Annotated in this window: 12 protein-coding genes; 6 read left to right on the top strand and 6 right to left on the bottom strand. The window is 34.4% G+C overall.

The window, feature by feature from the left end; translation table 11 throughout:
* Positions 1 to 128: 128 nt before the first annotated feature.
* From KA894_RS08170 to KA894_RS14705, 3 genes are all read right to left on the bottom strand, one after another.
* Positions 129 to 1,817: an Ig-like domain-containing protein gene (locus KA894_RS08170; protein WP_348634105.1), complete on the bottom strand. Its 1,689-nt coding sequence runs from the start codon at positions 1,815 to 1,817 to the stop codon at positions 129 to 131.
* Positions 1,818 to 1,832: 15 nt separating this feature from the next.
* Positions 1,833 to 4,463, bottom strand: a complete 2,631-nt coding sequence (locus KA894_RS08165; RefSeq protein WP_210133879.1) for an Ig-like domain-containing protein — start codon at positions 4,461 to 4,463, stop codon at positions 1,833 to 1,835.
* A 401-nt stretch (positions 4,464 to 4,864) separates the two neighbouring features.
* Positions 4,865 to 6,283, bottom strand: a complete 1,419-nt coding sequence (locus KA894_RS14705; protein WP_245337202.1) for a YSIRK-type signal peptide-containing protein — start codon at positions 6,281 to 6,283, stop codon at positions 4,865 to 4,867.
* A gap of 501 nt (positions 6,284 to 6,784) precedes the next feature.
* Here KA894_RS14705 and KA894_RS08155 point away from each other — a divergent pair.
* On the top strand, positions 6,785 to 7,210 hold the full coding sequence (locus tag KA894_RS08155) for a DUF2871 domain-containing protein (protein ID WP_119487845.1): 426 nt from the start codon (positions 6,785 to 6,787) through the stop codon (positions 7,208 to 7,210).
* A gap of 79 nt (positions 7,211 to 7,289) precedes the next feature.
* On the opposite strand, the gene KA894_RS08150 is transcribed toward KA894_RS08155, so the two are convergent.
* A complete protein-coding gene (locus KA894_RS08150) occupies positions 7,290 to 8,036 on the bottom strand; it encodes a sulfite exporter TauE/SafE family protein (protein ID WP_096808203.1) in 747 nt (248 codons plus the stop codon).
* 357 nt (positions 8,037 to 8,393) lie between these two features.
* Between KA894_RS08150 and KA894_RS08145 the strand changes: the two genes are divergently transcribed.
* From KA894_RS08145 to KA894_RS08125, 5 genes are all read left to right on the top strand, one after another.
* Positions 8,394 to 9,443 (top strand): ABC transporter permease, encoded by a 1,050-nt coding sequence (locus KA894_RS08145; protein ID WP_107644355.1) that lies wholly within the window; start codon positions 8,394 to 8,396, stop codon positions 9,441 to 9,443.
* Between the two features lie 18 nt (positions 9,444 to 9,461).
* Complete coding sequence (locus KA894_RS08140) at positions 9,462 to 10,124, top strand: ABC transporter ATP-binding protein (RefSeq protein ID WP_103373727.1); 663 nt, start codon at positions 9,462 to 9,464, stop codon at positions 10,122 to 10,124.
* 273 nt (positions 10,125 to 10,397) lie between these two features.
* Entirely contained in the window at positions 10,398 to 11,324 is a 927-nt protein-coding gene (locus KA894_RS08135; RefSeq protein WP_096808200.1) for a VOC family protein, read from the top strand.
* A gap of 11 nt (positions 11,325 to 11,335) precedes the next feature.
* Entirely contained in the window at positions 11,336 to 12,394 is a 1,059-nt protein-coding gene (locus KA894_RS08130) for an LLM class flavin-dependent oxidoreductase (RefSeq protein ID WP_096808199.1), read from the top strand.
* Positions 12,395 to 12,407: 13 nt separating this feature from the next.
* On the top strand, positions 12,408 to 12,974 hold the full coding sequence (locus tag KA894_RS08125) for an NADPH-dependent FMN reductase (protein WP_119487844.1): 567 nt from the start codon (positions 12,408 to 12,410) through the stop codon (positions 12,972 to 12,974).
* A 101-nt stretch (positions 12,975 to 13,075) separates the two neighbouring features.
* Here the strand turns inward: KA894_RS08125 and KA894_RS08120 are convergent, their stop codons facing one another.
* Complete coding sequence (locus KA894_RS08120) at positions 13,076 to 23,899, bottom strand: GA-like domain-containing protein (protein ID WP_210133877.1); 10,824 nt, start codon at positions 23,897 to 23,899, stop codon at positions 13,076 to 13,078.
* A 295-nt stretch (positions 23,900 to 24,194) separates the two neighbouring features.
* Positions 24,195 to 25,178, bottom strand: a complete 984-nt coding sequence (locus tag KA894_RS08115) for a choloylglycine hydrolase family protein (protein ID WP_096808196.1) — start codon at positions 25,176 to 25,178, stop codon at positions 24,195 to 24,197.
* Positions 25,179 to 25,266: the final 88 nt, after the last annotated feature.

Raw genomic sequence — 25,266 nt, 5'->3', positions numbered from 1 at the left:
GTTTATTAGTTTATTAAAAAAATAACATTAATTAGCTATTGGGCATAATAAATTTGAGGCCGAAACATTATTTTTTTATGTCTCGGCCTCACTCATACTTATATTAATTTTCTGTTTGTAAACTGATGTTATTTATCTTCTTCTTTTTTTCTACGACGCTTAATAAATAATAATAATGCGCCCATACCAGCAAATAATGAACCGAATAGAGTAGCATTGTTTTCTTCATGCTCCCCTGTTTTAGGTAATTCGGATTTATTAATATTATTTTTATTAGCTACGTTATCTTTTTCTTTTTTATTAGAATTGCTAGTCGCACTTCCTGAATTATTATATTCCGCATTACTGTTTTGATCTACCTTAGAAGTTTGCCCCGTATTTGAAGATTGATTTACGCCTGATGTTTCACTTGTATTTTGTTTTTCTTCTGGGATCGCTCCTTCATTTGTACTTGTTGCTTCACCTTTATCTGATGTTTCATCTGTATCTTGCGCTTCTCCTGTATCTGGTACTTTATCTGCGCCTGGCACAACTGTATTTGTGTTTTCAGAAGTATTTCCACTTTGATCTGTAGCTTTAACTATGATGTTTTCTCCACCATTTAAGTTAATATTTGTTGGAATTTCAATCGTATAATTACCTTCTTCATCAGCTGTATCAGTCACTGTTGTGCCATCTGGAAAGGTTACTGTTACCGTTGATCCTGCTTCTGCTGTTCCTCTGATTGTCTTGTCTTCACTTGTTACTTCATTCACCGTTGGTGCCTCTGGTGCTGTCGTATCAGTAACCGTTGTTGTCGCTGACTCTGATGGGTTACCCGCTTTATCTTTCGCAGTAACTATGATATCCTCTCCACCATTTAAGTCTACATTAGATGGAATTTCAATCGTGTAGTTGCCTTCATCGTCTGCTGTACCTGTTGCTGTTGTTCCGTCTGGGAACATCACTGTTACCGTTGATCCTGGTTCAGATGTTCCGCTTACCGTTGTGTCTTCACTTGTTACTTCATTCACCGTTGGTGCCTCTGGTGCTGTCGTATCAGTAACTGTTGTTGTGACAGAATCTGATGGGTTACCCGCTTTATCTTTCGCAGTAACTATGATATCCTCTCCACCATTTAAGTCTACATTAGTTGGAATTTCAATCGTATAATTACCTTCTTCATCAGCTGTATCAGTCACTGTTGTGCCATCTGGGAAGGTTACTGTTACTGTTGATCCTGCTTCTGCTGTTCCTCTGATTGTCTTGTCTTCACTTGTTACTTCATTCACCGTTGGTGCCTCTGGTGCTGTCGTATCAGTAACCGTTGTTGTCGCTGACTCTGATGGGTTACCCGCTTTATCTTTCGCAGTAATTGTGATGTTTTCTCCACCACCTAAGTTAATATCTGTTGGAATTTCAATCGTGTAGTTGCCTTCTTCATCAGCTGTACCTGTTGCTGTTGTTCCGTCTGGGAACATCACTGTTACCGTTGATCCTGGTTCAGATGTTCCGCTTACCGTTGTGCCTTCACTTGTTACTTCATTCACTGTTGGTACCTCTGGCGCTGTCGTATCAGTAACTGTTGTTGTGACAGAATCTGAGATATTTCCATTACTATCCATAGCAGCTACTAATAATTCTTCTCCACCTGTTAATTCCACATTTTCCGGTATAGCAATTGAATACTCACTTTGCGCATTAGCTTTTCCATCTGCAGTCTTACCGTCTGGGAAGGTTATAGTTACCGTTGAACCTGGTTCTGCTGTTCCTCTAATTGTCTTGTCTTCACTTGTTACTTCGTTCACCGTTGGTGCCTCTGGTGCTGTCGCATCCACAACCGTTGTTGATGCTTAAGTTGATTTATTATCGGATTTATCTTGGGCACTGGCTTGAATTTCTTCTCCACCTGTCAAGTCCATATTTTCTGGTATATCAACTATAAAGTTACCTTGTTCGTCAGTTTCTACATCGACTGTAGCACCTCCAGGGAATGTTACGGTCACTGTTGAATTTGGTTCTGAAGTTCCAGCAATTTGAGTATCTTCACTAGAGACTTCATTTATCTTTGGTGCATCTGGCGCTGTTGTGTCTGCTACTGTTGTCATTGTCGGTGCTGAAATATTATCGTTTTTATCTGTTGCAACGACTTGTAACGCTTCACCACCATCTAAGTTAATATCTGATGGAATTTCAATTGAATAATTGCCATCTTGGTCTGCTCTACCTGTCGCAGTGCTATTATCTGGAAATGTTACAGTCACTGTTGATCCTGGTTCTGCCGTTCCACTGATTGTCTTGTCTTCACTTGTTACGTTATTTACCTTAGGCGCGTATGGCGCTGTTTCATCTTTAACAATGGTTTTCACTGGATCGGTTTCATTACCAGCGTCATCAGTGGATTTTACTTCTAACTCTTCTCCGCCTTTTAAGTCTATTTCATTAGGTATTGTAACAACATATTTCCCATCTGCGTCAGTTTCACCAGTGGCTGTTTCACCGTTAGGGAATTTAATTGTCACGGTTGTATTAGGTTCTGCTTCACCAGTGATTTGCGCATCTTCACTTGTCACGCTATTCACTATTGGCGGTGCAGGCGCTGTTTCGTCTGTTACTGTAGTTGAACTTGGTTGTGAAACATTACCTGTTGTGTCTGTTGCTGTAGCACTAATTGTTTCTTTGCCTTGTAGATTTTCGCTTTCTGGGATAGCTACTGTGAAGTTACCATCTTCATCTGCTATTGTTTCAGCAATTGCACCACTTGGAAATGTTATTTTGACTGTTGCGTTTGCTTCTACTTTACCTGTTACTTCAGTACTTACACTTGTTACGTGACTTATTTGTGGTGTATCTGGTGCTGTTTTATCTATCACATCCGTACTACCAGATTCTGAAACATTACCTGCCACATCTGTTGCTGTAGCTTCAATCGTTTCTCCACCTTTCAATCCTTCGTTTTCTGGAATAGCTACTGTGTAAACTCCATTTTGGTCTGCTGTTGTTTCAACAATTGCGCCACTCGGGAACGTTACTTTAACTGTTGCGTTTGCTTCTGCTTGCCCTGTCACTTGATTACTATTACTTGTTACATTTTCTAATGTAGGTGCATCAGGTGCTGTTTTATCTGCAACTGTTGTTGTTGCTACAATTGATTCATTACCTGCTTCATCTATTGAAACTGCTTTGAACACTTCTCCGCCCTTAAGAATGACACCACTTGGTATATCAGCTGTATAATCACCTTGATTATCAGCTTTCACTGAAATTTTACCCCCACCTGGGAAACCAATTGTCACTGTTGAGTTAGGTTCTGCTGTACCTGTTACTTGCGTATCGTTACTTGCTACTAGATTTATTACTGGTGCATCTGGCGCGGTTTCGTCTGTTACTATAATTTGGCCAGACTTTTCACTTATTTTGCTGTCTTTACTAGCTATTGCTGTTAAAACTGTGCCAGCTGGCAGTGGTTGGTTTAAAGTGATAGTTGCTGATGAACCATCGTCAGGAATTTGAACTGAGCCAATTTCATTATTATTATTGTCTCGAACAGTAACAGTAGCACCTGCTGTCCCGTTGACGTGAATTTCTGTATCATTATCATCAACTGGGTTGATTGACGGTACAGGAACTTTAGAAAGATCTATAATATTGAACGTGTTAACTTCATCGTTTTCATAGTTAGGCGAATCAATGGCAATAGTATAAGTACCTTCTGGTGATTGTGGAATTGATACATTAAACTTACCATCGGCGTTAACCGTAGCACTACCAATTACTTTCCCGTTTTCGTTAATCACTTTAGCTGTTTGTGTTGCAGCGCCTTCTTTTAGTGGAACTGAACCTGTTACGACCGTGTCTTCATTTGTAATATCAGCAGCTTGAGGTTTCCCTACTAATGGAGATGTTTTATAATTAATAACTTCATCACCATCATTTTTACCATCACCGTCTGTGTCTTCGTTTTCAGGGTCTGATAAAGCAACTTGACGTTCATATCTGTCTAACAGACCATCTTTATCATAATCTTGTAATGCTAATGTTGACGTTCCCAATGTATGATTAATAAGTTGTCCATCGCTATCAGTTAAATAACCTGCAAATGTAAAATCATCTTTTTGTTTTGTAGTTTCTCTTATTAAGTTACCTTGATCATCATATTGTGCATCCTTAGTTAATATATTATTTACACTTTGATTTAATTTAATAACAATACGCACACCTACTGTCTCCGGTAATCCATTGTTAAACTCAATTAATTTATTTAAATTATCACTTGTTATCATTCCATTACCGTTACTATCAAGTTGTATATTTGCTACTTTATCTTCTGAATGATAAGACTTATCAAAACCAGATAAACCTTTATAGTCGTAAGTATGCAATTCTACACTTTCGATGTAAGGTAATAAGTCTTTATCAATCTGATAATTATATGACCATTGCTTACTTTTCGTTTTACCGTACGTAAAGGTACCATTTTTCATAATTTGTTGGTCGATTATAAATCCACCATGTTCTCCAGGTGCGTCATCATATGTTGCTGAACCGCTACTTGCCTTAAAAACATTTTTGTCTTCATCTGAGACATTACTTTCTAATTGAACTAAATCATCATCAGCTGTAGTTAATAAATAACCGCTACTCTCGGAAGTTCTTACAATTTTATTATTGATTGAATCGCGAACAAAAATTTGGTAATTTAGTTTATTATTATCTAAATTTCCGGCTTCATTTAAAATATTTCCTACTGTATCATCTAATTCAATTTTTCCATTTGTAGCAGTATATTGAGATAAAATCTCTGCTCCTCCAAATAAACCACCATTTGCTCTAATAAAATTGACTTCCCAAGTATTAGTTAACTTGCCATTTTCGTCATGTAATCTTATAAACTCAACAGGTTTTTTCTACCACTTGGATTAGCAGTAATTTTTGTAACATGCTTAGAAATGATTGGATCCAATTTCAAGTCTATTTTATAACGATTGCCAGAATTCGCTCCTGACATATAACTATGAATATCGAACGGGATAACATTGCTATCTAACATATCTTGAGAATCTAAATGCTTTGGATCAAAAATTAATGAGGCAAATGTATAGTTGTCCATATACCCTAAAGATTTTTCAACTTCTTCATTTTGTTCTACTGCAGCGCTTAATGCAGTCGGTGTAGCCATCGAACGTAACCTCGTACGTTTTGAGGTAGCTAATGTTTTTACATTGTCTTGCTGATTTGCAAGTTGAATAACAGATGCTTTTAAAATTTCAGTATTGATTTCTTCATCTGTTGCATTTTTATAGTCTATATCTGTATCGTTTAAAATAGCTTGTGTTTCTTCATTAGGCAGTTGACTATTTAAATAATTTTTAATCGTTGCTTCTTTATTATCATTTTTTGATAATTCTTCTGTTAGCTTTGATTGTGCATTATCTTTTTTATCCGTTATTTTCTCTTCGTTTGCTTCTGTGGCATTTGCCTTTTCAATACTTTGCTTTATATTTTCTTGTGAAGCAGCTTGTTTGGAATTATTAGAGGGGTCTTTCGTTTTTTCGGTAGTATGCGCTTTTGAATCTATTTTGGCTGATGCTTCTTTATCTTCAGATGATGCTGTAGACGATGTCTTGTTTGTAATTTCTTTTTTCGGACTTTCAGATGGTGATTTTTTATTAACGTTATTATTAAATGATGTTTCGCTTTCAGATGTTTCTTTTTGAGATGCGTTGTTATTTATATCATTTTCATTCGTTGTTTCTTTCGATGTCTCATCTATATCTCTTTCTACTTGTGCTGATTGCTTTTCTTCATTATCGATTACTTTTTCTTGATTCGAATTTTTTTCATTTTTGGTTTCAGTAGCATGTGTTGTCTCTTTCGATACCTCATCTATGTCATTTTCTACTTGTGCTGGTTGTTTTTCTTCATTATCAATTACTTCTTGATTCGATTTTTCTTCATTTTTGGTTTCAATAGTTGATATTTCATTGCTAGTTGTATCTTGTTTACGTTCTAACTCTGTATTTTCAAACTTTTCTTCTGTATCTGTAGTTCGGCTTTCAGTACTATTTGTTGCTTCATTGTTATTTTCCACGCCTTTAATATCTTCGACATCCAGCGCTTCCCCTTTATCAGAATTATCAGTTTTTTCATCTGTTTTAATCGTAGCTAATTCATCTGCTTGTGCTTCGTTACTAACGCCGAATACCAATGTTGCCCCGATTAATAATGATGCAGTTCCAACTGTAAATTTTCTAATAGCGTACTTATTTAACCTATTAGGTAAAAATCCTTGATCATTTTTCATTTTTTCCCACCTCATATTAAGTTTTTACAACTTTATTGTACTTAACTAATAAATAAATGCAAGTTATTTTTAAATGTTAAGTTAATTTTAATAAAATAACATGCACTTTACAATATTTCGTTGCTTAGTTTCACGACACATTAATTTAAAGATAGTTATCTACAAAACCCATTGTACTGTCACAATACACAAGAATAATAAACATAAATACATGTAATTCACAGTATAAATGAACACTATTAACCTCAAAACAAAAGTGTTGTTTTATACCGAAGATATTATATAAACTACGGTGCACAATGTAAATACAAAAAAATTAAGTTTAAATCTTAAAAATTTTAAGAAAATTCACTTCACTTTTTAATACATATCTTTTTTTCTTTTAATATTTTGTTTACTTAGTAAATTTATGATTTTGATAATTAAATTTCATAATTTGTTCACACTCAGTTCATAAATTTTCTTTAAATTATAGTCATTAACAATCTGGAGGTTATAAAAATGAAAAAATTAATGTATAGTTCAATTTTATATACTATATTAGGTATGCTAAGTGGCTTGTTTTATCGAGAAATGTCTAAAGCAGAGAACTTTAGTGGTTATTCACAATTAAATGTAACTCATACACATTTACTAGTATTAGGTACAATCATGTTTTTAATTTTCCTAGTTATTGAAAACCAATTAAAATTAACTAAGCACCATACGCTTTTTAATTATTTTTTCTATGTGTATCATGTAGGCGTCTTAGTAACAGTTGCTATGCAATTTGTTAATGGTATTGCAGTTATGAAAGGATTCAGTGTTAGCCCTGCTATTGCTGGTATTTCAGGGGTAGGACATATCACAATCTCAATTGCTTTTATTTTATTCTTTGTATTATTAAATAAAAGTATAAATGCTAATGCTCATCAAAATAAATCATAAATAAAAGGTCGGATTCATAGTGATATGACAAAATGATTCCGACCTTTAAAAAATATTATTAAACATTGCACAATAGTAGTTATGAAACGACAAATAACATTAGTATACCAAGTAATACTAAAAATACATAAATCCATTTTTCAAAATTATGCGGCGTTGTAACATAAGATAAATACTTTCCAATCATCACTGAAATAATTAAACAAGGTATTGATAATAAAAATAGTGACAATGTTTGTGATGTCCATATACCGCCTGTGATTTGACCGATGACAACAAAAATTGCTGTTATTAAAAAGTGTGCTTGCACTGTACTTTTAAATGCTTTAATACCCCACCGCGTCATCGTTCCATAAATCACAACTGGTACGCCATGAGAATTATATAAGCTCCCTAACATACCTGAAACTATCCCAGTAATAAATGCCCAAATTTTAGATTTCAATATAATATGAGCATAGTTTTTAAAATAAAGTGTTCGTGCCAATGCATAAATACCATATAAAATTAAAAATATACCAAGCATAAATTGGACGTTACCCGCTTCAAAATGTCTTAAACACCATATGCCTATAGGGATACCAAGTAAACTTCCTATCAACATCTTACATAAAACTTTATATTTTATCGTCTTAAAATCATAAAATATATTTAAACTAGCTACGAATAAACCTGCTAATCCAATGGTTGAAATAGCTGTATGTGTGTCTAAACCTATAATCGCAAGTAATGGCATACTAATCAGTGCTTCACCAAATCCAAAATAACTTCGAACTAAGCCTCCTAAAAATATTGCTATCAAAACGAATACTATAAAAAAATCCATTTATATACTCCTTTACATTGACTTTCAACTATAATGGATATAATCCTAACGATAATTATTCATGTTATGCTTATCATCTAAGAAGTCATCTTTGTTTGCAATATGTAGAACCTATGACTTTCTTATTATATGTGGAGTGACTGTTTCACTACATTAATTGATGTTATTCTCATTGAATTGATTGTTTTTTGAAATAATTTTCTGAGTATCATGAGCGTTTATTTTAAGTAAGATATGAATTAAATATGAAATCGTCTATACAGTTCACATCTGTATTTGTATAGGTATTTGAGTTTTTATGATATTTTAGAATAATGGTTATTTGTGTTTAAAATATTTAATGGAATGAGGTTATTTATGTTTTTAGCTTGGAACGAAATCAAACGAAACAAATTAAAATTCAGTCTAATTATTGGTGTATTAATAATGATTAGTTATTTGCTTTTTTTACTTTCAGGTTTAGCAAGTGGCTTAATGAATATGAATAGAGAGGGTATTGATAAGTGGCAAGCAGATGCAATTGTACTGAACAAAGATGCAAACCAGACCGTTGAACAGTCTCTCTTTAATACAGATGACATAGAAAATACATACAAAAATCAAACAACTCTAAAACAATCTGGTGTCATTGTTTCTAACGGGAACAATGAAGAAAATGCACTATTATTTGGTGTTACAGATCACTCTTTTTTAGTACCGGATATGATTGAAGGGAAAAAATTCAACTCAGATAATGAAGTTATTGCAGATGAAACATTGAAAGATAAAGGGTTTAAAATTGGAGATAAACTATCTCTATCTCAATCAGATGAAAACTTAAAAATAGTAGGCTTTAGTGAAAGTGCAAAATACAATGCTTCTCCAGTATTATTTTCAAATAATAATACAATCCAAAAAATCAATCCTTCCCTGGATAAATCTACGACAAATGCAGTAGTTGTTAAAGATAAAAATTGGAATAATCAATCGTTAAATAACAACTTGGAAGCAATTGGAATTGAAAGCTTTGTAGAAAATTTACCTGGTTATACAGCACAAAACTTAACCTTAAACTTTATGATTTCATTTTTATTTATTATTTCAGCAACCGTTATTGGCATATTTTTATATGTAATTACATTACAAAAAACAAATTTATTTGGTGTATTAAAAGCACAAGGGTTCACAAATGGCTACTTAGCAAAAGTAGTATTATCACAAACATTCATCATTGCTATGATTGGTACGCTTATCGGGCTTATATTAACCTTAATTACAGGCGCCTTCTTACCAAGTGCTGTACCAATTAAATTTAGCGCTGTGACGCTAATAATATATGGCGTTGTACTTATCGTTGTTTCATTAATAGGTAGTCTGTTCTCTATACTAACAATAAGAAAAGTCGATCCACTGAAAGCAATCGGATAAAGTAGGAGTGTATATGAAATGTTAGAATTCAAAAATGTTACAAAGTATTTTCAAGATGGAAATCAAAAAATAGAAGCTGTTAAACCTACAACTTTAAAATTTAACAAAAACGAACTTATTGCTATTATTGGACCTTCTGGCTCTGGAAAAAGCACATTCTTAACAATGGCCGGTGCGCTTCAAACCCCGTCTTCTGGTGACATTATTATTAATAATAGAGAAGTTTCTCAAATGTCTCAAAAAGCGTTAGCAAATACAAGAATGCAAGAAATTGGTTTTATACTTCAAGCAACTAATCTTGTACCATTTCTAACCGTAAAACAACAATTCAAGTTATTAGAGAAACAGAAAAAAGATGTGTTAAGCCAAACTGATTATAATCAACTTATGTCACAATTAAACCTTGAAGCAATTGAAAATAAACTTCCAAGTGAAATCTCAGGGGGGCAAAAACAACGTGTAGCTATTGCCAAAGCCTTGTATACGAAACCCTCTATTATTTTAGCTGATGAACCAACAGCTTCCCTAGATACGGAAAATGCTATGGAAGTCATGAAAATTTTAAAAGAACAAACACTAGATAAAAATAAAACATGCATCGTGGTTACCCATGACGAACGCCTCACAACATATTGCGACAAAGTATATCATATGGAAGATGGTGCATTAAATCTCACTTAATATGAGTGGACTCGAGACATAAATACCTGTTTTCAAAATCAAAACCATCCGTATAACGGGTGGTTTATTTTTAGATATAAACCTTTATTAATGTCCTTTTTAAATTTTTATACTAAATTCATTCATACAAATTTTTATAAACTATCCGTAAGTATTTTTCATTTCTATATTCTACTCATAATTATTAGTATACTTTTTATACCTTTCAGTTTATTATTTGTTTAAAGGGAAATAAATATTATGATAGGTAATTATAAAAATGGAGGTGCAATTATGCATATCATTGGTCATCATCATATTTCAATGTATACAAAAAATGCAAAGAAAAACAAAGACTTTTATACTCAAGTATTAGGTTTAAGACTAGTTGAAAAGTCAGTTAATCAAGATAATCCTAAAATGTATCACTTATTTTTTGGAGATGAAATTGGCTCTCCTGGTACCTTGCTTAGTTTTTTTGAAATACCACTTTTAGGTAAAAACCGTCCAGGCACGGACTCAATACATCGTTTATCGTTACTTATCCCTGATGAAAATGCTTTAACATTCTTTAAAAAGAGACTCGAGTCTTTTGGTATAACTTGGGAACCGTTGATCTATTTAAATCAATCAGCGATTTCTTTTAAAGATATTGATGGGTTAGAAGTGATTTTATTAGTAAACAATAATTACAAAACGCCAAATGCTTGGAGAAAAAACCCATATACTCAAATTCCAGAACGGTATCAAATTCTCGGTATGGGGCCAGTCGAACTAAGAGTTAAAAACGCTCAAGCAACACTTAATTTTTTAAAAGAAACCCTAGCGTATACGCAAAGACAAGATATGGCCGAAACAGTTATGACTTTAGATGAAAAGGGGCTATACACTGATTTCGTAGTTGTAGAGCAGCAGGGAGAACGCGCACGTCCAGGGCAAGGTTATATACATCATATTGCGGTTAATACACCCAAAAGCAATGATCTAAATGCTGTTTATCAAACAATAAATCAGCAACCTGGAAATAACTCTGGCATTATAGATCGTTACTTTTTCGAATCATTGTATTACAGACAAAACCACATCTTATATGAATTTGCAACAGCAGATCCAGGTTTTACATTGGATACAAGTATTAAAAACTTAGGAAAGCATCTTAATTTACCCGATTTTATGGAAGATAGAAGAACAGAGATTGAAAATAATCTACACGAATTATAAAGGATGATATTATGGCACATTTAAAAATGAATGAAAATACGCCCCTAGAATTTGGTCTTTACTCATTAGGAGACCATTTATTAAATCCGCATAACGGAGAAAAAGTGAGTTATGAACAAAGAATTAATGAACTCATAGAAGCAAGTCAATTAGCTGAGCAAGCTGGTATTGATGTGTTTGGTGTTGGTGAAAGTCACCAAGAACACTTTACGACTCAAGCACATACAGTTGTCTTAGGAGCAATTGCCCAAGCAACGAACAAAATCAAAGTTTCTAGTTCTTCTACCATTATAAGTGCTACTGATCCTGTAAGAGTATTTGAAGACTTTGCTACTTTAGATTTAATTTCTCACGGACGCGCAGAAATCGTAGCAGGTCGCGCATCCCGAACTGGTATTTTTGACTTATTCGGATTAGATCTTAATAACTATGATGAACTTTATGAAGAAAAACTCAATTTACTAATGGAATTAAATAATACAGATAAAATTACTTGGTCAGGAAAATTCAGACCTGATTTGAATAACATGAAAATCTTTCCTCGTCCAATAGATGATACATTACCAATTTGGCGCGCTGTTGGTGGACCGCCGGCAAGTGCTATCAAAGCTGGTAGACAAGGCATACCGATGATGATTACAACTTTAGGAGGCCCATCAATGACCTTTAAAGATTCTATAGAACAATATCGATTGACTGCCAAAGAAAACGGTTTTGATAATTCTTCTGAATCTTTACCAGTCTCTACAGCTAGTCTCTTTTATACTGCAGACACAACGCAAGAAGCTTTGAGAGAATTCTACCCTCATTTAAACGTGGGTATGTCATTTATAAGAGGTACAGGTTACCCAAAACAACAATTTGCTAATGCACCAGATTACAGAGATGCTTTAATGGTTGGTAGCCCTCAACAAATTGTCGAAAAGATTTTATACCAACACGAATTATATAATCATCAACGATTTATGGCACAAATAGATTTTGGCGGCGTGCCTTTTGACAAAATCATGAAAAATATAGAACTCATAGGAAATGAAATCATCCCCGCTGTAAAAAAACATTTAAACTAATAGGAGGTATACTATGAACGTCGTGTTACTATCTGGTTCTACAGTTGGTTCTAAAACAAGTACTGCCATGAAATATCTGGACGAAGCCGTAACAAATCAAGATGATGCACTTAATATCCAATTATTCGATTTGAAAAATTTAGATTTATCTTTTAGCGATGGACGAAATTACTTGGACTATTCTGGAGACACATTAGAATTAACTACCGCTTTAATGCAGGCTGATGTTATTTTTATAGGTTTTCCAATCTTCCAAGCATCTATACCAGGAACATTAAAGAACGTATTTGATTTACTTCCAGTCAATGCATTTAAAGATAAAATTGTAGGTATTATAGCTACTGCGGGTTCTCCAAAACATTACTTAATTGCTGAAACACAATTAAAACCAATATTAAGTTATATGAAAGCACACGTTATGCAAACTTATGTATTTATCGAAGAACGTGATTTTTCTAATGGTACTATTGTTAATGACGACATTATATTTAGGATCAATGATTTGGCAACATCAACCTTGCGTGTTTCTAAATTATATAATCAGATTTTAGAAGAAGAAAATGATCAATACGATTTTTAATTCATAATCTACTATTTTATTTACCTATAAATTCAAAGACCCGAGACATACTTTTATGCCTCGGATCTTTTTTGTCCTATATAAATAGTCATTATTAAATTTTAGCTATTTTTTTCTGTATCTTTCTTTTTTGCTTGTCGCTTTCTTAAGATCATCATTGAACCTATAGCGCCTAGTAAAGTTCCAAAAATCCAACTATCTTTATTTTTTCCACCTGTATTAGGTAAATGAGTTAGTGAATTCATACTATGTTCTGAACTTTCATTAGTCTCATTTTTCATTATTTGCAAATGATCTGTGACTATATTTAATTGTTGCAGTCCTGTATGAAGTCTTTCATTTAATAGTGTATTATCTTTATCATTTAAATTTTGTACTTTCACATTTTTATTTATAAGGTTATGTGAGTTTGAATTTTTGATAGTATTGTCCAAATGTTTATTTACTTTAGCATGATTTTGACCCTTTATGTTTGATGATTGTATATCTAATATACCATTGCCATCTTTATCATTTATTGATGATGAAGTCACTAAATTAATTTGATCTAAACGTTTTTGTAAATCACCTTTACCTGCTGTACCATCTGGTACATTATTGAGTTTTTCTGACGCATTTGCCTTAGCTGTTTTCAATGCTTCAATTAGTTGATCTAATTCGGCTTTTTCATCCAGGTTTACTAATCCATCAGATGTGATTTCAGTTAACTTATTATCGACGGCTTTCTTAGCTTCTTCCACTGCTTCAATTGCTTGTTCTGCCTCAGATAATTGTTCAGTATCTAAGACTCCGTTACCGTCTTGGTCATTTATTTCTGGTGAAGTCACTGTACCAATTTGATCTAGACGTGTTTGTAACCCATCTTTGCCTGTTGTACCAGTTGGTACATTGTTCAATTTTGTCGAAGCTTCTGCTTTCGCTGTTTCTAATGCTTCAATTAGTTGATCTAACTCAGCTTTTTCACTTGGATTTACTAAGTTATCAGACGTGATTTCCGCTAACTTATTATCTGCTGCTTTTTTAGATTCTTCTACTACCACAATTGCTTGCTCCGCCTCAGATAATTGTTCTGTATCTAGCACTCCATTACTATCTCGGTCATTTATTTCCGGTGCTGCCACTGAATCAATTTGGTTTAAGCGTGTTTGTAGTGCGACTTTACCTGCTGTACCGTTTGGTACACTGTTTAATTTCGTTGAAGCTTCTGCCTTCGCTGTTTCTAATGCTTTGATAAGTTTATCTAACTCAGCTTTCTCATTTGGATTTACTAAGCCATCAGCTGTGATTTCCACTAGCTTATTATCGACGACTTTCTTAGCTTCTTCCACTGCTTCAATTGCTTGCTCCGCCTCAGATAATTGTTCTGTATCTAGCACTCCATTACTATCTCTATCATTTACTTCTGGCGCTGTCACTGTACCAATTTGATCTAAACGTGTTTGTAATACGTCTTTACCTGTTGTACCGTTTGGTACATTGTTTAATTTCGTTAAAGCATCTGCTTTCGCTGTTTCTAATGCTTCAATTAGTTGATCTAACTCAGCTTTTTCACTTGGATTTACTAATCTATCAGATGTGATTTCAGTTAACTTGTTATCTACAGCGCTCTTAGCTTGTTCTACTGCCTCAATTGCTTGTTCTGCTTTAGACAACTGCTCTGTATCTAGCACGCCATTGGCGTCTTGATCATTCACTTCTGGTAAACTCACTGAACCAATTTGGTCTAGGCGTGTTTGTAGTGCATCTTTGTCTGTTATACCATCTGGTACATTGTTTAATTTCGTCGAAGCTTCTACTTTAGCTGTTTCTAATGCTTCGATAAGTTGATTTAACTCAGCTTTTTCACTTGGATTTACTAATCCATCAAGTGTAACTTCAGATAACTTATTATCGACGGCTTTCTTAGCTGCTTCAATTGCTTGTTCCGCCTCTGATAATTGTTCTGTATCTAAAACTCCATTACCGTCTTGATCATTCACTTCTGGTACTGTCACTGAAACAATTTGGTCTAAACGAATCTGTAAATCTGCTTTACCTGTCGTACCGTTTGGTACAATATTCAATTTCGCTGAAGCGTCTGCCTTAGCGCTTTCTAATGCTTCGATGAGTTGATCTAACTCGGCTTTCTCATTTGGATTTACTAAGTTATCAGATGTAATCTCAGACAACTTGTTATCTGCTTCTTGTTTAGCTTGTTCCGCTGCTTCAATTGCTTGTTCCGCCTCTGATAATTGTTCTGTATCTAAAACGCCATTACTGTCTTGATCATTTACTTCTAGGATTGTCACTGTACCAATTTGATCTAAACGTGTTTGTAACTCAGCTTTACCTGTTGTACCGTTTGGTACATTATTTAATTTCGTTAAAGCATCTGCTTTCGCTGTTTCTAATGCTTCGATAAGTTGATTTAACTCAGCTTTTTCACTTGGATTTACTAATCCATCAAATGTAACTTCAGATAACTTGTTATTTACGTCTTGTTTAGCTTGTTCTACTGCCGCAATTGCTTGTTCCGCCTCAAATAATTGTTCTGTATCTAGCACTCCATTACTATCTGTATCATTTACTTCTGGCGCTGTCACTGAGTCAATTTGATCTAAACGAGTTTGTAATCCATCTTTTCCTGTTGTACCGTTTGGTACATTATTTAATTTCGTTAAAGCATCTGCTTTCGCTGTTTCTAATGCTTCAATTAGTTGATCTAACTCAGCTTTTTCACTTGGATTTACTAATCTATCAGATGTGATTTCAGTTAACTTGTTATCTACAGCGCTCTTAGCTTGTTCTACTGCCTCAATTGCTTGTTCTGCTTTAGACAACTGCTCTGTATCTAGTACTCCATTGGCGTCTTGATCATTTACTTCTGGTGCTGTCACTGAAACAATTTGGTCTAAACGAGTCTGTAAATCTGCTTTACCTGTCGTACCGTTTGGTACATTATTTAATTTTGTTGAAGCATCTCTTTTTGCCGTTTCTAATGTTTCGATTAATTTTTCTAATTCGCCTTTCTCAGTTGGATTAATCAAATTATCAGCTGTGATTTCAGATAATTTGTTATTTACGTCTTGTTTAGCTTGTTCTACTGCCGCAATTGCTTGTTCTGCCTCTGATAATTGTTCAGTATCTAAGACTCCGTTACTGTCTTGATCATTTATTTCTGGTGCAGTCACTGAAACAATTTGACCTAAGCGTGTCTGTAATCCATCTTTTCCTGTTGTATCGTCTGGTACACTGTTCAATTTCGTCGAAGCTTCTGCTTTTGCCCTTTCTAATGCCTCAATTAATTTATCTAATCCGGCTTTCTCGCTCGGATTAATCAAATTATCGGCTGTGATTTCAGATAACTTATTGTCTGCATCTTGCTTAGCTTGTTCCGCTGCTTCAATTGCTTGTGCTGCCTCTGATAATTGCTCTGTATCTAAAACGCCATTACTATCTCGGTCATTTACTTCTGGTGAAGTCACTGTACCAATTTGATCTAAACGTGTTTGTAATCCATCTTTTCCTGTTGTACCGTCTGGTACACTGTTCAATTTCGCTGAAGCTTCTGCTTTTGCCGTTTCTAACGTTTCGATGAGTTGATCTAATTCGTCTTTCTCGCTCGGATTAATTAATCCATCCGATGTGATTTCAGATAACTTATTATCTACAGCGTTCTTAGCTTGTTCCATTGCTTCAATTGCTTCTTCTGCCTCTGATAATTGGTCTGTATCTAGTACACCATTACCATCTTGGTCATTTACTTTTGGTAAAGTTACTGTACCAATTTGGTCTAGGCGTGTTTGTAGTGCATCTTTTCCTGTTGTACCATCTGGTACATTGTTTAATTTCGTTGAAGCTTCTGCCTTAGCTGTTTCTAACGCTCCGATAAGTTGATCTAACTCGGCTTTCTCACTTGGATTTACTAATCCATCAGATTTAACTTCAGATAACTTATTATCGACGGCTTTCTTAGCTTGTTCTACTGCCGCAATTGCTTGTTCCGCCTCAGATAACTGCTCTGTATCTAGCACGCCATTGCCGTCTTGATCATTTACTTCTGGGATTGTCACTGAACCGATTTGGTCTAAACGACTTTGTAATTCATCTTTACCTGTTGTACTATCAGGTACATTATTCAGTTTTTCTGATGCGTTTGTTTTTGCTGTTTCTAATGCTTCGACAAGTTGATCTAATTCTAATTTCTCACCTGAATTTACTAAGTCATCAGACATGATTTCTGTCAACTTGTTAGCTGCGATTTTCTTAGCTTCTTCCGCAGCTTGAATTGCTTGTTCTGCCCCTAATAATTGTTCTGTGTCTAACACGCCATTGCTATCTCGATCATTTACTTCTGGCGCTGTCACTGAGTCAATTTGTTTTAAGCGTGTTTGTAACTCATCTTTGCCTGTCGTACCGTTTGGTACACTGTTCAATTTCGCTGAAGCTTCTGCTTTCGCTGTTTCTAACACTTCAATTAATTTCTCTAACTCAGCTTTTTCTTCTGGATTAATTAATCCGTCCGATGTGATTTCAGTTAACTTATTATCGACGACTTTCTTAGCTTCTTCCACTGCTTCAATTGCTTCTTCTGCCTCTGATAATTGTTCAGTGTCCAAGACTCCATTACTATCTTGGTCATTTACTTTTGGTAAAGTTACTGTACCAATTTGATCTAAGCGAGTTTGTAACCCATCTTTTCCTGTTGTACCGTTTGGTACGCTATTCAATTTCGCCGAAGCATCTACTTTCGCTGTTTCTAATGTTTTGATTAATTTTTCTAACTCAGCTTTTTCATTTGGATTTACTAATCCATCCGATGTGATTTCTGCTAACTTATTATCGACAGCTTGTTTAGCTTGTTCCACTCCTACAATTGCTTGTTCCGTCTCTGATAATTGTTCTGTATCTAAAACGCCATTACCGTCTTGATCATTCACTTCTGGTAAAGTCACTGAACCAATTTGATCAAAACGTGTTTGTAGTGTATCTTTGCCTGTCGTACCGTTTGGTACACTGCTCAATTTCGTCGAAGCATCTGCCTTAGCTGTTTTTAATGCTTCGATGAGTTGTTCTAACTCGACTTTTTCGCTTGGGTTAACCAAATTATCAGATGTGATTTCTGCTAACTTATTATTGACGGCTTTTTTAGCTTCTTCTACTCTCGCAATTGCTTGTTCTGCCTCAGATAACTGCTCGGTATCTAAGACGCCGTTACTGTCTTGATCATTTACTTTTGGTAATGTCACTGTGTCAATTTGATCTAAACGTGTTTGTAATCCGTCTTTACCTGTTGTACCGTCTGGTACATTGTTTAATTTCGTCGAAGCTTCTGCTTTCGCTGTTTCTAATGCTTCGATAAGTTTATCTAATTCAGTTTTTTCACTTGGATTTACTAAGTTATCAGACGTGATTTCAGATAACTTATTATCTGCTGCTTTTTTAGCTTCTTCCACTGCTTCAATTGCTCGTTCCGCCTCAGATAACTGCTCTGTATCTAGCACGCCATTACTATCTTGATCATTTATTTCCGGCGCTGTCACCGAGTCAATTTGATCTAAACGTGTTTGTAACTCAGCTTTTCCTGTTGTACCAGTTGGTACGTTGTTTAATTTTGTTGAAGCTTCTGCTTTTGCCGTTTCTAACGTTTCGATGAGTTGATCTAATTCGGCTTTCTCGCTCGGATTAATTAATCCGTCCGATGTGATTTCAGATAACTTATTATCTACAGCGTTCTTAGCTTGTTCTACTGTCGTAATTGCTGCCTCTGCTTCTGACAATTGTTCTGTGTCTAAAACGCCATTACTATCCTGGTCATTTACTTCTGGTGAAGTCACTGTACCAATTTGATCTAAACGTGTTTGTAATCCATCTTTGCCTGTTGTACCGTTTGGTACATTATTTAATTTCGTTAAAGCATCTGCTTTCGCTGTTTCTAACACTTCGATAAGTTGATCTAACTCAGCTTTTTCACTTGGATTTACTAAGTTATCAGACGTAATCTCAGACAACTTGTTAGCTGCTGCTTTTTTAGCTTCTTCTACTGCCGTAATTGCTTCTTCTGCTTTAGACAACTGCTCTGTATCTAAAACTCCATTGGCGTCTTGATCATTTACTTCTGGTGCTGTTACTGAACCAACTTGTTTTATGCGTGTTTGTAATTCATCTTTTCCTGTTGTACCGTCTGGTACACTGTTCAATTTCGCTGAAGCTTCTGCTTTTGCCGTTTCTAATGCCTCAATTAATTCCTCTAATTCAGCTTTTTCACTTGGATTTACTAATCCATCAGATGTGATTTCAGTTAACTTATTATCGACGGCTTTCTTAGCTTCTTCCACTGCTTCAATTGCTTGTTCCGCCTCAGATAACTGCTCTGTATCTAGCACGCCATTACTATCCTGGTCATTTACTTCCGGTGAAGTCACTGTACCAATTTGATCTAAACGTGTTTGTAATTCATCTTTTCCTGTTGTACCGTCTGGTACACTGTTCAATTTCGCTGAAGCTTCTGCTTTAGCTATTTCTAATGCTTCGACAAGTTGATCTAATTCGGCTTTCTCGCTCAGATTAATCAAATTATCGGCTGTGATTTCAGATAACTTATTATCGACGGCTTTCTTAGCTTTTTCCATTGCTTCAATTGCTTGTTCTGCCTCTGATAATTGGTCTGTATCTAGTACACCATTACCATCTTGGTCATTTACTTTTGGTAAAGTCACTGTACCAATTTGATCTAGACGTGTTTGTAAATCTGCTTTGCCTGTTGTACCGTTTGGTACACTATTTAATTTCACAGAAGCATCTATCTTAGCGCTTTCTAATAATTCAATTAATTTATCTAATTCGGCTTTCTCATTTGAATTTACTAAACCATCCGCTGTGATTTCAGATAACTTATTATCGACGGCTTTCTTAGCTCGTTCTGCTGCCGTAATTACTTCTTCTGCTTTAGACAACTGCTCTGTATCTAAAACTCCATTGGCGTCTTGATCATTTACTTCTGGTAAAGTCACTGAGTCAATTTGATCTAAACGTGTTTGTAATCCGTCTTTACCTGTTGTACCGTCTGGTACATTATTGAGTTTTTCTGACGCATTTATTTTAGCTATTTCTAATGTTTCAATTAATTTCTCTAATTCAGCTTTTTCACTTGGATTTACTAACCCATCCTCTGTGATTTCAGATAACTTATTATCGACGGCTTTCTTAGCTCGTTCTACTGCCGTAATTGCTTCTTCTGCTTTAGACAACTGCTCTGTATCTAGCACTCCATTGCTATCTTGATCATTTACTTCTGGTAAAGTCACTGGACCAATTTGATCTAAACGTGTTTGTAACCCATCTTTTCCTGTTGTACCGTCTGGTACACTATTCAATTTCGCTGCAGCTTCTGCTTTCGCTGTTTCTAATGCTTCAATTAGTTGATCTAACTCAGCTTTTTCACTTGGATTTACTAAGTTATCAGACGTGATTTCCGCTAACTTATTATCGACGGCTTTTTTAGCTTGTTCTACTGCCGCAATTGTTTGTTCCGCCTCAGACAGTTGTTCAGTATCTAGAACGCCATTACCATCTTGGTCATTTACTTCTGGTGCTGTTACTGTACCAATTTGATCTAAACGTTTTTGTAACTCAGCTTTACCTGTTGTACCGTTTGGTACATTATTTAATTTCGTTAAAGCATCTGCTTTCGCTGTTTCTAACACTTCGATAAGTTGATCTAACTCAGCTTTTTCACTTGGATTTACTAAGTTATCAGACGTAATCTCAGACAACTTGTTAGCTGCTGCTTTTTTAGCTTCTTCTACTGCCGTAATTGCTTCTTCTGCTTTAGACAACTGCTCTGTATCTAAAACTCCATTGGCGTCTTGATCATTTACTTCTGGTGCTGTTACTGAACCAACTTGGTTTATGCGTGTTTGTAATTCATCTTTGCCTGTTGTACCGTCTGGTACACTGTTCAATTTCGCTGAAGCTTCTGCTTTCGCTGTTTCTAATGCCTCAATTAATTCCTCTAATTCGGCTTTTTCGTTTGGATTTACTAATCCATCAGATGTGACTTCTATCAATTTGTTAGCTGCTGCTTGCTTAGCTTGTTCTACTGCCACAATTGATTGTTCTGCCTCTGATAATTGTTCTGTATCTTTAACCCCATTACCATCTTGATCATTCACTTCTGGTGCTGTCACTGTACCAATTTGATCTAAACGTGTTTGTAGTGCATCTTTACCTGTTGTACCGTCTGGTACATTATTCAGTTTTTCTAACGCATTTGTTTTTGCCGTTTCTAATGCTTCAATTAAGCCGTCTAATTCGGCTTTTTCATCCGGATTAATTAATCCGTCCGCTGTAATTTCAGTTAACTTGTTATCTGCAGCTTGCCTAGCTTGCTCTGCTGCTTCAATTGCTTGTGCTGCCTCTGATAATTGCTCTGTATCTAAAACGCCGTTACTATCTCTATCATTTACTTCTGGTGAAGTTACTGTGTCAATTCGACCTAAGCGTGTTTGTAACTCACCTTTACCTGTCATATTATTTGGTACGTTGTTGATTTTCTCTGCAGCTGTGCTTTTAACTATCTGTAAATCATTATTTAATTTATCTACTAGGGCTTTCTCACTTGGTGTAATTAACCTATCTTTTGTTACTTCTTCCAGTTTTTGATTTACATCACGTTTAGCTTGTTCTGCTGCTTGGACAGCTTGACTGGCTTGTGACAGTTGTTCTGTATCAAGAACTCCATTACTATCTACATCATTTACTTCTGGTAATGTCACTGTGTCAATTTTTTCTAATTTTTTCTGAAGTTTAATTTTATCTTTAATACCCTCTGGTAAGTTATTTACTTTTTCACTAGCTGTAGTCTTAGCCACTTTTAGTGCTTTATTTAAGCGGTCTATTTCGTTCTTCTCGTTTGGATTTATCAAACCATCTCTTGTTACTTCTACCAGCTTTTGGTCTACTGTTTGTTTTGCTTGTTCAGCCTTTTGGACAGCTTGTGCCGCTTCTGATAATTGAATATCATCTGCTACACCATTACTATCTAAATCATTCACTTTAGGTGAATTTACTGTGCCGATTTGGTCTAACCTACCTTGTAACTGATTTTTACCCGCTGTGCCGCTTAACACGCCATTTAATTTAGTTATAGCTATTTGTTTTGCTTCTTCTAGGGCGTGGTTTGCTTCATCTACTTTTCGTTTCTCTGCAGGACTTACAGCTCCATCTGCTAATACTTTTGACAATTGTTGCTCAGCATATTGTTTTGCTTGTTCCGCTGTTTGTATTGCTTCTTCAGCCTTTTTTTTCTTAGATTTAGTTAAAGCTTTATTAATCCTTGTAGCTACATCATCGATATCGACAGACTGGTTTGTTATATTCACGCCTCTAAGCACATGAGGATCTATTGTATCACTAAGTATATATCCAAATAGTTTATCTTTCTTAACATCTATATAATGGTTAGCATCAAACGATATATAGAATTTAACTGTACCACCAGACCCGCCACCAGTATTTGGGTTACCGTTAGAACCACTATGTGGACGTGTATATGAATAGTAACCTAAATGGTCTTGTTCTAACATCACTCTTTGTCTACCTTCATATTCAGCAAAAACTTTTTTAATTTTTTTATTTAAACTTTCATTTGGCCTTATAGCATAATTTTCAAATCGGTAAGTACCTCGACCTTTTTCTTTAGATAAAACCATAGTCGCAATGAGCACATCACCATCGTCATAAAAAATATCATCTTGAACTATACCAAAATGATTTTTCGTCACGTCAGATTGGTTCGTAAATGTATAAACAGCGCGATAATCGTCATTATTTCTGTTCAAAGTCAAGTCTTTCATTTTATACAATAATTGATTGATATTATTGGCTTGGTATGCGTTAAGCTTTTTATTAGTAGCTATTCCATAATTACCGTTAAAAATAGCATCGTAAGAAAATTTATTGTTTTTAAGTACGGTTTGCCTAATGATATTTCTTAAAAATAACTTTCTTTCTTCTTCAGTTAACTCATTTCTATTTTTTTCAACCTCTCTTATAGCTGTTGTAATAAAATCACCTGCTTGTACAGAGGTGTAATTCAACTTAGGATTGTAGCCTATTTTTCGTATATTGTTAAAGTATAATAATCTATCCAAACTTCTAGCAACTCGTGATTTGGGTTTGTTTGGATATTGTTGTTTTATATTTTCTTTATTTGTTTTAATATTTTTATTTATAGTTGTTTCTTCAGCGTTTTTAAAACTCATAACTTTTGCACTTGAATTTGTAAAATTCACATTTTGTTTACTGGTATTTTCCCCTGTATTATTACGATCATTAGTTTCAATGTCGCTTTTTATTGAGACGTTAGGCTTTACGGCTGATGTTTTTTCTATTTCGTTATCGTTTGACAATATATTATTTTCTTTATCATTTAATAATTTGTTTGTTTGTTTAAAATTACTTTCAGATGAACTTTTAATTTGTTTTTCTGTTTGAACATCATCACCTGTTTTATTTTCTTGTGGTTTTATATCATTTTGATGTTGGTTTTGTTCAATTTGAGGCTTATTATGTACAATATTTGGGTCTTCTATATTTACTTTTTGGTCTTCTGCATCTTCTTTGTTAGGAATGTTATGAGGTACATTTTTAGATAAATTATTATTCGATTCCTGGCTAATCGATGCGCTCTCACTTTCATTATGTGTTTGACTATTAATAAGAGTGTTTTTCTCCTCATTTTTATCTGGGTTAACTTGTTTATCTATGTTATCTATATCATTTAATGCTGACTTATCTTCACTTTCCAACATGTCTGCTTGTGCTTCTCCACTTTGGCTAAAAATCAATATACTGCCTAAAAGTATTGAAGCAGTTCCAATATTGAATTTCCGTATAGAATATCTGTTGTTTCTTCTTGCAATGTATTCTTTAAATATTCTCATAGGTATTTAATACTCCTTTTAATTAGTAAATTACCATCGCGTTTAATTCAATAGAACGCAATAAAAATTTCTAAAACAATTATAATTTGTTATTTTAATAGCTCATACTACTCGAATTATCTTAGTAAAAAAGTAAAGTATTTTAGTAAAATTTCGCTACTTTAATACGATATAAAATTGGACATAAAAAAGCGCATATAACACCAAATTAAACTTTTGGTTTCATATACGCTCAAATAAATAATTAAATTTTTCATAATGCTATAAGGTAGGTAAAAGTAGATTAACTTATAAGTTAACTTAATTTATTAACTATTAATCCTTTTATTGGTTCAAAAATTGTCATTTCTTTCTTATCCAATAATGCTTCTGTTAACTGTACTTCTGTGATTTGGTTGGTATCATACCATTTAATAAAAAATGTGCGTGTCGTTAAATTGAGTACTGTTTGGTATAAAGTATAATGTAGACCCTCGTCTTCATCTCTGACAGCACCTTTAGGTATACTCATTATCTCTAATAATTTAAACGCATTTAATATATCATTTTCTGAGCTGTTATCTTCTTCTAGGTAGTTTTTTAAATACGCGATACGGACAAAACGTTCAGCTGAAGTATAACCACCTGGTAAACCAAATGTCCCGCCCTCATTTCCTAGCGATTTTAAAGCGATGTTTGCAAATTTTTCTTCTTTAGGTTTTTGAGGTGAAATGTTTATGTAATTCTTCAAATTTTCATAATGCCAATTTAAATCTGGATTATTAGTTAATACAGCTACTGGGTTAGCGTTGATTACTATGCGTCCTTCATTAAAGGTTAGCTCCACTGTTTTGCCAGTATCATCAGAAATATGATAATGAAGTGGAGGAACTTCTGATATGTCATTTAATGTATGTGCTACCACATTAACTGATTTTGCATTTTCTATTAGATCTTCAATATTTTGGTTGTATCCTAAAATCCAATTAATCACTTCATTTTGAGCAATATTCATATAACCTTCTTTAATCTCGCTTGCATAAGAAGCATAACCTCTAAAATATTGAACCGACGCACCGACTCCATGTTCATTAACGCCATCTCCAAATAAAAATCCTTCCATATCACTGCCTGAACCTACGAACCCATATAATGTCTCACCTTTATAATCAACACGTGATTCCCAATAATAATGACGTGGTTGTACTGCTGGGTTACCTTTTAATTGATAAACAAAATCCATGGTGCGAGCTAATATAGCTTGATTATTTTTTGAAAAAAATGAAAAACCTGTACACATCTGTAATTGCTCCTTTATTTAAATATACTTAAATATGATGAAATCATATTTTAACGTTAACTAAGATTTTAATTAAATTTAATTTATA

It is taken from the genome of Staphylococcus sp. GDY8P131P (assembly GCF_017891975.1).
Lineage (GTDB): Bacteria > Bacillota > Bacilli > Staphylococcales > Staphylococcaceae > Staphylococcus > Staphylococcus nepalensis.
The sequence above is the reverse complement of the archived record's forward strand: the minus strand, read 5'-3'. Positions and strand labels throughout refer to the sequence as shown.